This is a genomic window from Pseudarthrobacter sp. B4EP4b, from assembly GCF_006680095.1.
In the GTDB taxonomy this organism is placed as follows: Bacteria; Actinomycetota; Actinomycetes; order Actinomycetales; family Micrococcaceae; genus Arthrobacter.
On the sequence record NZ_VHIJ01000030.1, the window covers coordinates 59,945 to 73,559 of the forward strand.

Here is a 13,615-nt window from a genome sequence, read left to right on the forward strand (position 1 = left end):
AAAAGTTGACGCGAGTTAGACGGTACAGCAGTTTTGAATGAATGTCACATTCAGGTCACGGCAAGTCAAGATCATCTGATAGTTCACCGTCATTTGACTAGAGCCAGCCAGTGGGATCAACCACTTCGCCGTTGACCTGGACCTCGAAGTGCAGGTGGCAGCCCGTGGAGGCTCCCGTGGTGCCGCTGAGCGCGATAACTTCCCCGCGCGATACGGTCTGCCCTTCCTTCACACTGGAGGACGACAGGTGGTTGTAGGTGGTTTCCAGCCCGTTCCCGTGGTCGATCACAACGCGGTTCCCGCCACCGAACTGGTGCCAGCCCACAAAGGTCACGGTTCCGGTGGCGGCGGCCATAACGGAGGTGCCGCACTGCGCCACATAGTCCTGTCCGCGGTGGAAGTCGCCGGTGCCGCCGGTGATGGGGCTGACGCGGTAGCCAAAGGGCGATGCGGTGGTCATCACGGCGAGCGGAGCGCCGAGGCTGCCGGCCGAGGCGGCGCGGCTGATGGCGCCCGCCGATTGTGCACTGAGCAGCTGCTTCAGCTTGCCGTCCGGATCAGCCTGGGTCACCACGGCGGAGCGGCTGAAGTCGATCTGCGCTCCGGCTTCGGCTGAAATCTGCGGCTGGGGCGCCACGGCGGAGGCGGCAACAGGCGTAGCGCCCGAAGCATCAGTGGCCATAACGGGACTGGTGGCCGGAACCGTGACCGTAAGGACCAGGCCGGTGGCGGCAAGGGCAACGCCGGCCTTTTGGCCGATGCCGCTGGCGGACGCGAACTCGGTAATCTGGCGGAGGGGACCCCGACGGCGGCGCGCATCACGGTGGAGATCGCGGGGGCGCTCCGAGGTGATGACTTCGACAACACGCGGTGTCGAAGCGGGGCCCGCCGCGCGGCGGCGTCCCCTGGAATTCTGCATGGTCAAGAAGGGTTCCTCTCTGGAAAGCCTGCGAAGTTAGCTGTCGGATTCGGGTCAGAGAGTTCAAAGACCCGGTCCGCCGTAAGCAAGCTTCGGCACAGAGATATCCCGGGAGGGATCCTTCACTGGAAGAGGCTTGCTGCTGACGGACTTCACCCCAAGGCAGTCCCCCGCTGCCGCTTGTGGTTCCCCCGCCTCTGCCAGTTACGACTCGTGCTCCTGATCCGCTGGCAGAGCTCGGCTCCAGATCAGGTAACGCTTTAATATCAACGCTTGGTTCAACTATAGGGGCTTAAGGCCCTTAGTAACAATTCCGTTATCTTTGGGTATATGCCCCGTGATGGGGTAGTCAGCCCCTTAAGCTGCAGGCTGGCGAATGGCGACAAACACGTGCGCGGCCACCTCGGGCGGCAGTTCCAGCGCCCCTTCAATACCCGGAACCCGTACCGAAATGTAATCGCCCACCCGCTCCAGGGCCACTGCGGCGCCCGGCCGGATACCGCCCTCGTCGAGCTGGGACAGCAGTTCCGGTTCCACTTGAATGGGTTCTGCAAGCCGGCTCACAGTCACCTCTGATGCCGGACCATAGGACTTCATCGCATCCAGGAGGCTGATGGCGCCGTCGGCAAAACCCAGGGACGGCGTGCCGCCCAGGGCTGCCAGGCCGGGAATCGGATTTCCGTACGGTGATTCGGTGGGGTGGTTGAGCAACTCGTAGATGCGCCGCTCCACCCGTTCGCTCATCACATGTTCCCAGCGGCAGGCTTCGTCATGGACGTAGGCCCAGTCCAGTCCGATCACATCGGCAAGCAGGCGCTCGGCGAGCCGGTGCTTGCGCATAACCTCCGTTGCGCGCTTGCGGCCCGTTTCCGTGAGTTCCAGATGCCGGTCTCCGGAGACAACCACCAGCCCGTCCCGCTCCATCCTGCCGATGGTCTGGGAGACGGTGGGCCCGGAGTGGCGGAGCCGTTCGGCGATGCGCGCACGAAGAGCAACGATGTTCTCTTCCTCAAGCTCCAAAATGGTCCGAAGGTACATCTCCGTAGTGTCGATCAGATCCGTCATCCAGCTCAGCTCCTCGAGCGCAGTACCTTGCGTTGTCCCACCGTATCGCCATACACCGCGACGTAGTCCGTGGAAAAGCTTAGCCTATTTTGACTTTGTCCGAATAGTTCGCACGTGTGCTACGGGGGCGTCTCATTGACTGGACTATGACGGTCCGGGTTCCCGCGGAATCAGCGCTTCAGGCAGAATGAGGAAGGCCCTGGTTGCAGTCACCGCAGACTGCCGGCCGCCAACACCCGTCCGGACCACAGTTATGTCCATGCCGAAATTGGAGCACCCGTGAGCGAAACCAGCATCACTATTCCCGCCGATCTCCTCCCCAAGGACGGACGGTTCGGCGCCGGGCCTTCCAAGGTCCGGCAGGAGCAGATTGATGCCCTGTCAGCCGCGTCAAAGGACATCCTCGGCACCTCCCACCGCCAGGCCCCGGTCAAGAACCTCGTGGGCTCCGTCCGCGAGGGACTAAGCCAGTTCTTCCGGGCACCTGAAGGGTACGAGGTAGTTCTTGGCGTGGGCGGTTCCACGGCATTCTGGGACATCGCCAGCTTCGGCCTGGTCGAGAAGAAGGCGCAGCATCTTTCCTTTGGTGAGTTCGGCTCCAAGTTTGCCGCAGCCACCAACAAGGCACCCTTCCTTGAGGCGTCCTCCATCATCAAGTCCGAGCCCGGCACCCGCCCCTCCGCGCAGGCTGAAGCCGGCGTGGACGTTTACGCCTGGCCGCAGAACGAGACCAGTACCGGCGTCTCTGCTCCCGTACAGCGCGTCTCTGGCGCGGACGAGGGCTCGCTTGTCCTGGTGGACGCCACCTCTGCTGCCGGCGGCCTGGACGTCGACGTGGCACAGAGTGACGTTTACTACTTTGCCCCGCAGAAGAACTTTGCCTCCGACGGCGGGCTGTGGCTTGGCCTGTTCTCCCCTGCCGCCCTGGAACGCGCCGCCCGGATCAAGGCCGGCGACCGCTGGATCCCCGACTTCCTGGACCTGCAGACCGCCATCGACAACTCCCGCCTGAACCAGACGTACAACACGCCCTCGCTGTCCACCCTGGTGACGCTGGATGCACAGGTGCAGTGGTTGAACTCCAACGGTGGCCTGGACTTCGCGTCCAAGCGCACCGCCGATTCCGCCGGCCGCATCTACAGCTGGGCCGAGGCTTCCGGGTTCGCCACTCCCTTCGTCACTAACCCGGACGAGCGCTCAAACGTCATCGCCACCATCGACTTCGACGAGTCCGTGGACGCAGCCGCAGTGGCCAAGGTCCTGCGCGCCAACGGCATCGTGGACACCGAGCCCTACCGCAAGCTGGGCCGCAACCAGCTCCGCATCGCAACGTTCGTGGCCATCGAGCCGGCCGATGTTTCGGCCCTGCTGGAAAGCATCGACTACGTCGTGGGCGAGCTGCGCAAGTAGCCAGGAGGCTTTAACGTACGACGGCGCCGCCCGGGTTCATCCCGGACGGCGCCGTTCGTTTGTGGTCAGGAAGTCCTTGCTTCGTCGCCGGGCTGCCCGCCGTCGTCGTCAGGCTCCCCGTCCCCGGACTCCTGGTCCTGCTCCTGTTCCCCTGCGGCCGGCCCAGCTGCTGCGTCGTCCGCCGCAGCAGGTTCCGCCGAAGCTGGCTCCTGGACGCCAGGCTCAACCTCAGCAGTTTCCTGCTCCGGTTCCTGCTCATCTTCGGGCCGGACCCGCTCCGCCCACGGAACCCATTCCGGGGCAAGGATGGAGTCCTCGGACGGCAGCAGACCCAACTCGTTGACCGTGACCACCTTGGAGCGTGAGTTCCGGGTCAGGACCGCGAACCATTGCCAGCCACCGTAGCCGGGCAGCCGGGACTCAAAAAGATGCGTCACCAGGCGGTCGCCTTCGCTCCTGGCTGCCAGGTGCCGACCAATATCCTTTGCCGCCGTAATGCCTTCGATCGCCGTCCGGGCAGTGTCCACCGCGGCGGCAAGAAAGGCGTCGGGCTTGCCGGTCCGCCATACAGGCACACCTGCACGCGGCTTGGGGCTCCGCACCGGCGCAGGCGCGGCGGCCCGTGATGCGGCGGTGGCGGTAACCGGCTCCTGCTGTTCCGGTTCCCGGGACGCGAACTCCCGGGACTCAACTGCCGGCTGCGGCTGATCAGCTTCCGAACTCATCAGGGCCTAAACGTCCAGCTCGTCGGCAACCTTACGCAGGGCGGCGGCGATGGCCTTGCCCTTGTTGCCTTCCGGGTATTTGCCTTTGGAGAGCGTTCCGGAAAGATTGTCCAGCACGCTCACCAGGTCCTGGACCAGCGGGGCAAGATCGCGGGCGCTGGGCCGTTTCGCCTTGGCGATGGACGGCGTCTTATCCAGCACGCGCAGTCCCAGGGCCTGGGCACCCTTACGTCCGTCGGCGACCCCGAACTCAACGCGGGTGCCGGCCTTCAGCTCCGTGACACCCTCGGGCAGCGAGGATTTGGGCAGGAACACTTCCTGGCCGTCTTCGCCCGCAAGGAATCCGAAGCCTTTGTCCTTGTCATACCACTTGACCTTGCCGGTAGGCACGTAATCAACCTTCTTCGTTCTGACGTCTTGAGACACGGCCAGCCGTCACCGCATCCGCATTGTTGTGCGGGTTCAGGGTATGGCGGCTGAAGACCGTGTTGGTCTGTATCCCTCAAGGTTATCCTGAACGATGCCCTAATCCTGCTTTCAACGGCGCCCGGGGACGCATGCCCGCACTGTCGGACCGGGCTGTTAGCGTTACGTCCATGACTCCCTCGCGTTACCGGCGGCCCCTGACGATTTTCGCCGCGGTTATTGCCGTGCTCTCGCTGGCGGCGGTGGCTGCCGTCATGGCGTTTGCGTTCGCCGGTGCGGTAGCCCCCGCCTGGGTCACTTACACCGCGCTGTACGGGCTGCCGCTGGCGTTCCTCCTGATGCTGTTCCTTGTCCTGGACAGCGTCGCCGGGCGCCGCCGGGCAGGAAAACCGGACGGGCGGTAACGTTGGACTGATGTCCCTTATTCGCGCGCTCAGCAAGGACCTGGAGGCCCGCAGCGACGATTCGTTGCGGTCCCTGTTCGACGCGCGGCCGGACCTCATCTCCCCCGCCGTTCCCGATTTCGCCGCCCTCGCTGCCAGGGCCAGCGGAAGGGTCAGCGTCCAGCGCGCCCTGGAGCGCCTTAACCGGCCCCAGATGCAGGTCCTGGAAACCCTCCATCTGTGTACAAACACCGATACCAAGCACAGCGCGTCAGCCGCGGGCCTGCGCACCCTTATTTCGGGGTCCACCCTTGCGGCCGTGGAACGCATCCTGGCGTCGCTGCAGGAACTGGCGCTGGTACACCGTGCCGAACCGCCGCACGGAACTCCAGCCGGCAAGCAGCGCTACTACCTTCCGGTGGGCAGCCTCAAGGACGTGGTGGGGATATACCCGGCGGGGCTGGGACGGAGCTACACCGAACTGGTGCGCCTCCAGCCCGCGTTCGCGCAGCGGGCCGTCCAGCTTGTTTCCGAACTCCACCGCAGCGGCGTCGCCATCCATGGCGCCACAACGCCTATGGAGGCGGCGCTGGCGCTGCAGCACTGGACGTCCTCCCCAGAGGCACTGCACAGCATCCTGTCCACGGCCCCCGAACGGACCACCACGCTGCTCGCCAAATTCCGTAACTGGGCCATGGGTGCCGTCCCCCAGGCCCAGCGCAAGGCATCCATCGCCACTGAGGGATCCGACGTCGGGCCTGTCGACTGGCTCCTGGCCCGCGGCCTGCTGGTGCCGCTGGACGCCGCCCACGTGGAACTGCCGCACAGCGTGGGACTTTCCCTGCGCGGCGGGGCCATTATCAATGACTTCACGTTGTCGCCGCCGGTCCCTGAACTGGGCCGCACCAGCGCCGCCCTGCGCCGCAACGCCGCGCTGGGCGCCATCGCGGAAACCCTGCGGCTGGTGGGCGAAATGCTCCATGCCGTGAAGGAACAGCCGCTGGCCACGCTCCGCAGCGGAGGCGTGGGCGTCCGGGAGATGAGGCGGCTGGCTGACGTCCTCCGGATCGACCAGCAACGCGTCGGGCTGCTCCTGGAGCTCTGCGGGCTTGCCGGCCTGATCCGGTTGGACGTCGACTCGTCCTCGTGGATGCAGCCGCCCGAATTGGAGTGGCTGGTCCTGCCCCGGCAGGAACAATGGCTCTGGCTGGTAAACGCCTGGCTGGCCAGCGAGCGCGTACCGTCCATGGTGGGCCAACCCATCAGCGGGACACCCGGAGCAGCGGCAGGGCACCGGGCTGCATCGGGGAGCACGGTCATAGCGTTATCGGCCGAAGCGCAGCGGCCTGACGCCCCCGTGGTGCGCAAGCGGATCCTGGAAATCCTCAACGAACTCACCCAGGAGGCGGCGGCACCGGACGGAACCGCGCCGGTCCTTGATGCTGCCGCAGTCCTGCAGCGCGCCGAGTGGGCGCAGCCGCGGATGGCCCGGCGCTTCAGCTCCCTGATCCGGGGTGTGCTGGCCGAAGCGGAAATCCTCGGTTTGCTGGGTTCCGGAGCGCTCAGCCAGCTGGGAAGCGCCATCGCCGGCGACGACCCCGACGCCGCACTCACCATCCTTGGTGAGCACCTGCCGGCAGAGCTGAACCACGTGCTGCTCCAGGCGGATCTTACTGCGGTGGCGCCCGGCTACCTTGCTCCGGCGCTCAGCGAAAAACTGCTGCTGATGGCGGACGCGGAAGGCCAGGGGCCGGCCACCATCTACCGGTTCTCACCGGAGTCCATCCGCCGCGCCTTGGACGCCGGGCACGATGCCGCGGTCTTGCTGGACTTTCTGCGGGAGCACTCGGCCACAGCCGTTCCCCAACCGCTGCAGTACCTCGTGGAGGATACGGCGGCACGCCACGGCAGGCTGCGGGTGGGTGTGGCGGCCAGCTTCATCCAGAGCGAGGATGAGGCGGGCCTGCTTGAACTGCTGCGGGGGCCCAAAGCCGAGGGGCTCGGCCTGGTCCGGATTGCTCCCACCGTCCTGATTTCTTCGGCTCCCCCGCGCGAAACAGCGCAGGTGTTGCGCAGCCTGGGTCTCTCCCCGTCGCTGGATGAATCGGAACAGCCCGTACTCCGGCTCCGGCGTGTTCCCGCCCCGCATGCCCCTTCCCGGCCCGTCTACACCGCCCCGCGGACAGCACCGGAACCTGAGGAAATACAAGCCCAGCTGGACGTGCTCCGCCACCGCCCGGCCGCCGTCGTAAGCCCTGCCGGGCAGGCGGATTTCGGCTCCGAGGCGGCCACCCAGCTGGGGCTGGAGGCCCTGCAGCGCGCCATCCGGCTGAAGCAGCGGATCAGCATGAACGTGGTGGACGGCATGGGGAATGCCAACCTGGAGATCGTTGTTCCACTCTCAGTGAGCGGCGGGCGCGTCCGGGTCTTCGACCCCGCGAAGGACACCGAACGGGTTCTTTCCATCCACCGCATCATCGACATTGAGGCTGCAGAGGAACTGCACCAGTGAAGGACTTCCCCGCGTGAACGACGGACCCCTGATTGTCCAGAGCGACAAAACCATCCTCCTCGAGGTGGACCATGAGCTCGCCACCGAAGCCAGGCACGCCATCGCGCCGTTTGCTGAACTGGAACGCGCACCGGAGCATGTCCACAGCTACCGGCTGACGCCGCTGGGACTGTGGAATGCCCGCGCCGCCGGACTGGACGCCGAAAAGGTCCTGGACACGTTGCTGAAGTATTCGCGCTTTCCGGTGCCGCACTCGCTGCTGATCGATGTCGAGGAAACCATGTCGCGGTACGGCCGGCTGCGCCTGGAAAAGGACCCGCAGCATGGGCTGGTCATGCGCACGGACGACTACCCCGTGCTCGAAGAAGTGATCCGGTCCAAAAAGATCCAGCCCCTCCTGGGTCCGCGGATCGACGGCGAAACGGTAGTCGTTCACGCTTCCCAGCGCGGGCAGCTCAAGCAGCTGCTGCTCAAGATCGGCTGGCCGGCCGAGGACCTTGCCGGCTACGTGGACGGCACCCCGCACCTGATCGCCCTCAATGAGGACGGCTGGAAGCTGCGGCCCTACCAGCAGATGGCCAGCGACAATTTCTGGGCCGGCGGCAGTGGCGTGGTGGTGCTTCCCTGCGGGGCGGGCAAAACCCTGGTGGGCGCGGCGGCGATGGCCACCGGCTCCACCACCACCCTGATCCTGGTCACCAACACCGTGGCCGCCCGGCAGTGGAAGGACGAACTGCTTAAGCGCACGTCCCTCACCGAGGGCGAGATCGGCGAATACTCGGGGGCCCTGAAGGAAGTCCGCCCCGTCACCATTGCCACATACCAGGTGCTCACCACCAAGCGCGGCGGGCTGTATCCGCACCTGGAACTGGTGGACGGGCATGACTGGGGCCTGATCATCTACGACGAGGTCCATTTGCTGCCTGCCCCGATATTCCGGATGACGGCGGACCTGCAGGCCCGGCGCCGCCTGGGCCTGACCGCAACCCTGGTGCGTGAAGACGGCCGGGAGGGCGAGGTCTTCAGCCTGATCGGACCGAAGCGCTACGACGCGCCGTGGAAGGACATCGAGTCCCAGGGCTACATCGCCCCTGCCGACTGTGTGGAGGTCCGCGTGGACCTGCCGCGGGACGAGCGCGTCGCCTACGCGATGGCCGAGGACGCCGACAAGTACCGGCTCTGCGCCACGTCCGAATCAAAGACGCAGGTGGTGGAGCAGCTCGTGGCGCGGCACAGCGGGGAGCAGCTGCTGGTCATCGGCCAGTACATTGACCAGTTGGACGAGCTCGGCGAGCGCCTCCACGCGCCCGTCATCAAGGGTGATACCTCGGTCAAGGTGCGCCAGAAGCTCTTTGATGCCTTCCGGGCCGGGGAGCTCCAGACGCTTGTGGTGTCCAAAGTGGCCAACTTCTCCATCGACCTGCCCGAGGCGTCGGTGGCAATCCAGGTCTCCGGTTCCTTCGGATCGCGGCAGGAGGAAGCACAGCGGCTGGGCCGGCTGCTGCGGCCCAAGAAGGACGGCCGGGCTGCAAGGTTCTACTCGCTGGTGGCCCGGGATACTTTGGACCAGGACTTCGCCGCCAAGCGCCAGCGGTTCCTCGCCGAACAGGGTTATGCCTACCGGATCATGGACGCCAAGGACGTGGAAAAAGCGGAGTAGTCCTCTCCGGCGGCTTCCCTCCCCGGGCTCACTGCGGTACAGCACATACTGAAAGCATGCGACGTCCTGTGGAACCCTTTGTACCGCAACCCGGCCAGGAATCCGTTTGGGACTATCCGCGGCCACCGCGCGTGGAGCCCAGTGAAGAACGGATCCAGATCGTCTTGGGCGGTGAGCTCATCCTTGACGCCTCTCAGTCACTGCGCGTTCTGGAGACCAGCCACCCGCCGGTCTACTACTTCCCCCGGGAAGCCTTCGGGGCCGGCACGCTTGAGCCGGCAACGGGAAGCAGCTATTGCGAGTTCAAGGGGACGGCACGGTACCTCGATGTTATTGGCGGCGGCACGGTGGCCCCTGCGGCGGCGTGGTTCTACCCTGAACCGTCGCCGGGCTTCACCGCACTGGCCGGTTACGTGGCCCTGTACCCCGGCCGGATGGACCACTGCGAGGTGGACGGCGAGCGTATCCGTCCCCAGGGCGGCTCGTTCTATGGCGGGTGGATCACCAGCAGGGTGGTGGGCCCGTTCAAGGGCGAACCGGCAACGGCGTTCTGGTGAATCGCTGCTCCTGCCCGCACTCCTTCTTCACAACGGCCTTCCAACAAATATCCAGACAACTCCCAGAGTCTGGGAGCATGATGGGAACATGAACAAGAACGGCCCTGAAGCGAAGCTCCTTGTGGTGGACGATGAACCCAACATCCGCGAGCTGCTGTCCACCTCCCTGCGGTTCGCCGGATTCGACGTGGTCTCCGCAGCCAACGGACGCGACGCCCTTGCCGCCGCCGACCTGCATTCACCGGACCTCGCCGTCCTGGACGTGATGCTCCCGGACATGGACGGGTTCACCGTCACCCGGCGGCTCCGCGCTTCAGGCAAGCACTTCCCCGTCCTGTTCCTGACCGCCAAGGACGACACCGAGGACAAAGTCACCGGCCTCACCGTCGGCGGTGACGATTACGTCACCAAGCCCTTCAGCCTGGACGAGGTAGTGGCCAGGATCCGCGCCGTCCTGCGCCGGACGCAGCCCTTGCTCGACGACGACGCCGTGATCCGGGTGGATGACCTGGAACTCGACGACGACGCCCACGAAGTCCGCCGCGGGGGCACCGTCATCGAACTCTCCCCCACCGAGTTCAAGCTGCTCCGCTACCTCATGCTCAACCCCAACCGGGTGCTGTCCAAGTCGCAGATCCTGGACCACGTGTGGGAATACAACTTCAACGGTGACGCCTCCATCGTGGAGTCCTACATCTCCTACCTCCGCCGGAAGGTGGATATCGATCCTGAAGCTCCAGCCCTGATCCAGACCAAGCGTGGCGTGGGGTACGTGCTTCGGACGGCAGAAAAGCGCTGACCTTGCTCCAGCGTTGGAAGTCGGCCTCCCTCAGGACGCAGCTCGTGGCCATGATCATGGCCCTGCTGATCGTTGCACTGACCGTGACCGGCGCGGGAACCCTGACCCTGCTTCACAGCTACCTGCAAGGCCAAGTGGATGACAAGCTGTATGCCGCCGTCGAGCTGGCCGGAAAGCAGCGCTCCTTCACGCAGCTGCAGACCCCCAATCCTCCGGTTCCCACCGACTACTCCTTGATACTTTTTGTCCCGGGACAGGAACCCTATCCGTTTGGTGGTGACGCCGAGAAGCATCCGGACATCAATTCCATCAGCGTTGAGCAAGCCCAGGCCCGCGGAGTGGTCCCGTACCAGGTGAGGGGTACCGACGGGCAGAACTGGCGGGTTGTTGCGGTGACCGTCCAGACCAACCAGACCACGGCGGTTGTTGTCATCGGGCTGCCGCTGCAGAGCGTCGATGATGTGCTGAAACACGCCACGCTCGTGGTCACAGGCGTTGGCCTCCTGACCCTGCTGCTGGCGTCCCTGATCGCAAGCTGGACCGTGTCGCGGTCCTTCCGGCCGCTGGCCAGGGTGGAGAAGACGGCAGCCGCGATTGCCGCCGGCGACCTCTCCCGCCGTGTGGAAGTGGAGAACCCGGGCACCGAGCTGGGCCGGCTGAGCAGTTCGCTGAATGCGATGCTCGCCCACATCGAAACGGCGTTCGCCGCCCGGACGGCCTCGGAGGCGAGGATGCGCCGGTTCGCTGCCGACGCCTCACACGAACTTCGGACCCCGCTGGTGACCATCCGCGGTTTTTCCGAGCTGTACCGGCACGGTGCGTTAACCACTGACGAGGACGTTGCCACCGCCATGGGAAGGATCGAGAGCGAAGCCAAGCGCATGGGCTCCATGGTGGAGGACTTGTTGCTGCTGGCCCGCCTTGACGAGCAGCGCCCGTTGCAGCGCAAGCCGGTGGACCTGCAACTGATCGCCCATGATGCGGTGGTGGATACGCAGGCCAGCTCGCGGTCGCGGGTGATCTCCCTGGTGGGGCTCGACGGCGGCTCCGCGGCACCTGCGCCCGTGCTGGGCGACGAGGCCAAGCTCCGGCAGGTGGTGGGCAATCTGGTGGGCAACGCCCTGCGGTACACCCCTGACGACACCCCCATTGAACTGGCTGTTGGTGTCCACGTTTCAGGGGACGGGCAGGAGCGGTCCGTTATCGAAGTCCGCGACCATGGACCGGGTATCTCCGAGGAGGATGCGTCCAAGGTTTTTGAACGCTTCTACCGTGCCGACACGTCCCGCACCCGTGAGACCGGCGGCAGCGGCCTGGGCCTGGCCATTGTGGCCGCTATTGTCGGATCCCACGGCGGTTCGGTGCGGGTTGCCACTACCGACGGCGGCGGGGCCACCCTGGTGGTTAGCCTTCCCAAGCGCGAAGACGCGCCGATGGAGGCCAAAGCCGAGGGCAGCGACGAGGTTATCCACATATAGCTTTCGGCCGTGGCACCGTTAGCCGGCGCATCCCTAGGCTCATTGCAGACGTCCGGAGAAGCCGGGCACGGGAGCACATACTGCTGCCCGCTACAGCGAAAGGCACTGCCATGAGCATCATCTCTGTCGATACCGAACTCCTGCAGCTCAAGTCGGCCAACGTCCAGGCAACGGTGGAGCGGATCAGCGCCGACGTCCAGGCCATGAAACGGGGACTGGACGAGCTTCAGGGCTCCTGGCGCGGCTCCGCAGCCACCAACTTCCAGGCGCTGGTCACGGAATGGACCATCACGCAGGGCCGGGTGGAGTCTTCGCTGGCGTCCATCAACATGGCACTGGCCTCGGCGGCTGCCACGTACGCGCAGGCAGAGCAGGGGAATACCCAGCGGTTCAGCTAGGCCCACCGCCGGACACCCGCTCGTAGCCTTCGTCAGGCCTCGGGCGTGCCCTGGTGGAACCGCAGCCGCCAGCGCTCACCGTCAAGCACCCACAGGGAGCTCCGGAGGGTTGTGCCTGAGCGCGCGAAGCTCCGGTAGGTCAGCAGCACGGCGCCGGGGCCCACACGGTCCGCGCCGATGATCTCGATGTCGGTCCGCTCGCCCGGGTCCTCTTCCAGCGCCATCATCATGGCATCCCGGGTCCAGACCCGGCCGGAGCTGCCGATTTCCAGGAAGTCAGGGTGCAGGAGGACGGCTGTCCTGCCAATATCACCGCGCACCAGGGGGCCCAGCAGTTCCCGCTCCAGCTGCTCCACAAGTGCTTCGGGCGGCGCCGTTTCAGCCGGGCCGGTTCCGGCGAGGTCGAAAGCCCCGTCACCAAGCTGGGCGAAATCCAGCTGGGCGTAGTCCTGGCTGGTGTCCTGCCGGGTCGGCTCCTGCTGGTTGAACAGGTCAGGCTCCCGGACGGCCGCCGCCGGAGTGTGGACCGGGCTGGCAGACGTCCCCGCAGTACGTGCTCCCGAGGCAGGAAGGTGGTGTGCACCGGGGAAGCCGGGCCCTGAGCGGGCGGCCACACCCTGCTGGTAGGCAGTGGCAGCAGCCCGGGCACGCTCGTCGGCGGCTTCGTTCAGGTCGTGCCCGGCGTGGCCCTTGACCCATTCGAACCGGTATTTGCGCCCCGCCAGTTCCCGGTCCAGTTCCTTGAGCAGGTCAACGTTCAGCACGGGCTTGCCGTCCGCCTTACGCCAGCCCTTCCGCTTCCAACCTGGCATCCATTTGGTGATGGAGTTGATGACGTACTGGCTGTCGCAGAGGATGTGCAGGTCCTCTTCGGGAACATGGGCAGTGGCCCGCAGCAGATCCAGGACAGCCATCAGCTCGCCCTGGTTGTTGGTCCCGTGCGGCCATCCGCCGGCGCGCCAGCAGTCGTCGTCCACGTACCAGGCCCAGCCTGCCGGGCCGGGATTTCCCAAAGCCGAACCGTCGGCCGCTGCTGTAATCGTCACCGGTCCATCCTGCCAGAAGACACCGACAAACAGAGGGTCGGGCCCCGCTTCCGGCCACTGCTGCCTGCTGGGACCGCTGCCTGCCCTCACCGGACGAAGGAACACCCCTTGCCAGGAAAGCGTTTACCGAAACTCCTTGACGGCGGCATCGGCGCCCGGCACAATCGGATGTCATACGAGAAAACGCTTTCTCTGATCCAGGCCAGGCGGGTGAGTACCCGTGGCCAACAAGGGAGA

Annotated in this window: 13 protein-coding genes and 1 riboswitch; of the genes, 8 read left to right on the forward strand and 5 right to left on the reverse strand. The window is 65.7% G+C overall.

The genetic code is table 11. The annotated features are described in order from the left end of the window. Positions 1 to 97: 97 nt before the first annotated feature. Together FNL14_RS10855 and FNL14_RS10860 are read right to left on the reverse strand one after the other, a co-directional pair. Entirely contained in the window at positions 98 to 919 is an 822-nt protein-coding gene (locus FNL14_RS10855; protein WP_091417224.1) for a M23 family metallopeptidase, read from the reverse strand. Positions 920 to 929: 10 nt separating this feature from the next. Continuing rightward, positions 930 to 1,172: riboswitch (cyclic di-AMP (ydaO/yuaA leader) on the reverse strand. A gap of 104 nt (positions 1,173 to 1,276) precedes the next feature. Further along, positions 1,277 to 1,984 (reverse strand): metal-dependent transcriptional regulator, encoded by a 708-nt coding sequence (locus FNL14_RS10860; RefSeq protein WP_091417222.1) that lies wholly within the window; start codon positions 1,982 to 1,984, stop codon positions 1,277 to 1,279. 279 nt (positions 1,985 to 2,263) lie between these two features. Between FNL14_RS10860 and serC the strand changes: the two genes are divergently transcribed. After that, on the forward strand, positions 2,264 to 3,394 hold the full coding sequence (gene serC, locus FNL14_RS10865; protein WP_142059943.1) for a phosphoserine transaminase: 1,131 nt from the start codon (positions 2,264 to 2,266) through the stop codon (positions 3,392 to 3,394). Between the two features lie 65 nt (positions 3,395 to 3,459). Here serC and FNL14_RS10870 read toward each other — a convergent pair whose 3' ends face one another. Next, complete coding sequence (locus tag FNL14_RS10870; protein WP_142059945.1) at positions 3,460 to 4,119, reverse strand: DUF3027 domain-containing protein; 660 nt, start codon at positions 4,117 to 4,119, stop codon at positions 3,460 to 3,462. Positions 4,120 to 4,125: 6 nt separating this feature from the next. Then, entirely contained in the window at positions 4,126 to 4,509 is a 384-nt protein-coding gene (locus tag FNL14_RS10875) for a cold-shock protein (protein ID WP_009358151.1), read from the reverse strand. Between the two features lie 206 nt (positions 4,510 to 4,715). Here FNL14_RS10875 and FNL14_RS10880 point away from each other — a divergent pair, with 206 nt between their 5' ends. The 7 genes from FNL14_RS10880 (at position 4,716) to FNL14_RS10910 (ending at position 12,332) form a co-directional block, all read left to right on the forward strand. Continuing rightward, positions 4,716 to 4,949, forward strand: coding sequence for a hypothetical protein (locus tag FNL14_RS10880; protein ID WP_091417931.1), 234 nt, complete (start codon positions 4,716 to 4,718; stop codon positions 4,947 to 4,949). A 10-nt stretch (positions 4,950 to 4,959) separates the two neighbouring features. After that, a complete protein-coding gene (locus FNL14_RS10885) occupies positions 4,960 to 7,440 on the forward strand; it encodes a helicase-associated domain-containing protein (protein WP_142059947.1) in 2,481 nt (826 codons plus the stop codon). A 13-nt stretch (positions 7,441 to 7,453) separates the two neighbouring features. Further along, the gene (locus tag FNL14_RS10890) at positions 7,454 to 9,100 is read left to right on the forward strand and encodes a DNA repair helicase XPB (RefSeq protein ID WP_142059949.1); all 1,647 of its coding nucleotides are present in this window, start codon (positions 7,454 to 7,456) and stop codon (positions 9,098 to 9,100) included. Positions 9,101 to 9,156: 56 nt separating this feature from the next. Further along, complete coding sequence (locus FNL14_RS10895; protein ID WP_142059951.1) at positions 9,157 to 9,657, forward strand: DUF427 domain-containing protein; 501 nt, start codon at positions 9,157 to 9,159, stop codon at positions 9,655 to 9,657. Positions 9,658 to 9,745: 88 nt separating this feature from the next. Further along, the gene (locus FNL14_RS10900) at positions 9,746 to 10,456 is read left to right on the forward strand and encodes a response regulator transcription factor (protein WP_142059953.1); all 711 of its coding nucleotides are present in this window, start codon (positions 9,746 to 9,748) and stop codon (positions 10,454 to 10,456) included. Between the two features lie 2 nt (positions 10,457 to 10,458). Beyond that, a complete protein-coding gene (locus FNL14_RS10905) occupies positions 10,459 to 11,934 on the forward strand; it encodes a cell wall metabolism sensor histidine kinase WalK (RefSeq protein ID WP_181762602.1) in 1,476 nt (491 codons plus the stop codon). Positions 11,935 to 12,044: 110 nt separating this feature from the next. Then, on the forward strand, positions 12,045 to 12,332 hold the full coding sequence (locus FNL14_RS10910) for a WXG100 family type VII secretion target (RefSeq protein ID WP_091417210.1): 288 nt from the start codon (positions 12,045 to 12,047) through the stop codon (positions 12,330 to 12,332). Positions 12,333 to 12,364: 32 nt separating this feature from the next. Here FNL14_RS10910 and FNL14_RS10915 read toward each other — a convergent pair whose 3' ends face one another. Beyond that, a complete protein-coding gene (locus FNL14_RS10915) occupies positions 12,365 to 13,378 on the reverse strand; it encodes a ribonuclease HI family protein (RefSeq protein WP_142059955.1) in 1,014 nt (337 codons plus the stop codon). Between the last annotated feature and the right edge of the window lie 237 nt (positions 13,379 to 13,615).

Excerpts from the sequence above, each read along its gene's own strand:
- FNL14_RS10900 (WP_142059953.1), top strand. The coding sequence starts at position 9,746 with ATGAACAAGAACGGCCCTGAAGCGAAGCTCCTTGTGGTGGACGATGAA.
- FNL14_RS10870 (WP_142059945.1), bottom strand. The coding sequence starts at position 4,119 with ATGAGTTCGGAAGCTGATCAGCCGCAGCCGGCAGTTGAGTCCCGGGAG.
- FNL14_RS10855 (WP_091417224.1), bottom strand. The coding sequence starts at position 919 with ATGCAGAATTCCAGGGGACGCCGCCGCGCGGCGGGCCCCGCTTCGACA.
- FNL14_RS10895 (WP_142059951.1), top strand. The coding sequence starts at position 9,157 with ATGCGACGTCCTGTGGAACCCTTTGTACCGCAACCCGGCCAGGAATCC.
- FNL14_RS10910 (WP_091417210.1), top strand. The coding sequence starts at position 12,045 with ATGAGCATCATCTCTGTCGATACCGAACTCCTGCAGCTCAAGTCGGCC.
- FNL14_RS10880 (WP_091417931.1), top strand. The coding sequence starts at position 4,716 with ATGACTCCCTCGCGTTACCGGCGGCCCCTGACGATTTTCGCCGCGGTT.
- FNL14_RS10885 (WP_142059947.1), top strand. The coding sequence starts at position 4,960 with ATGTCCCTTATTCGCGCGCTCAGCAAGGACCTGGAGGCCCGCAGCGAC.
- FNL14_RS10860 (WP_091417222.1), bottom strand. The coding sequence starts at position 1,984 with ATGACGGATCTGATCGACACTACGGAGATGTACCTTCGGACCATTTTG.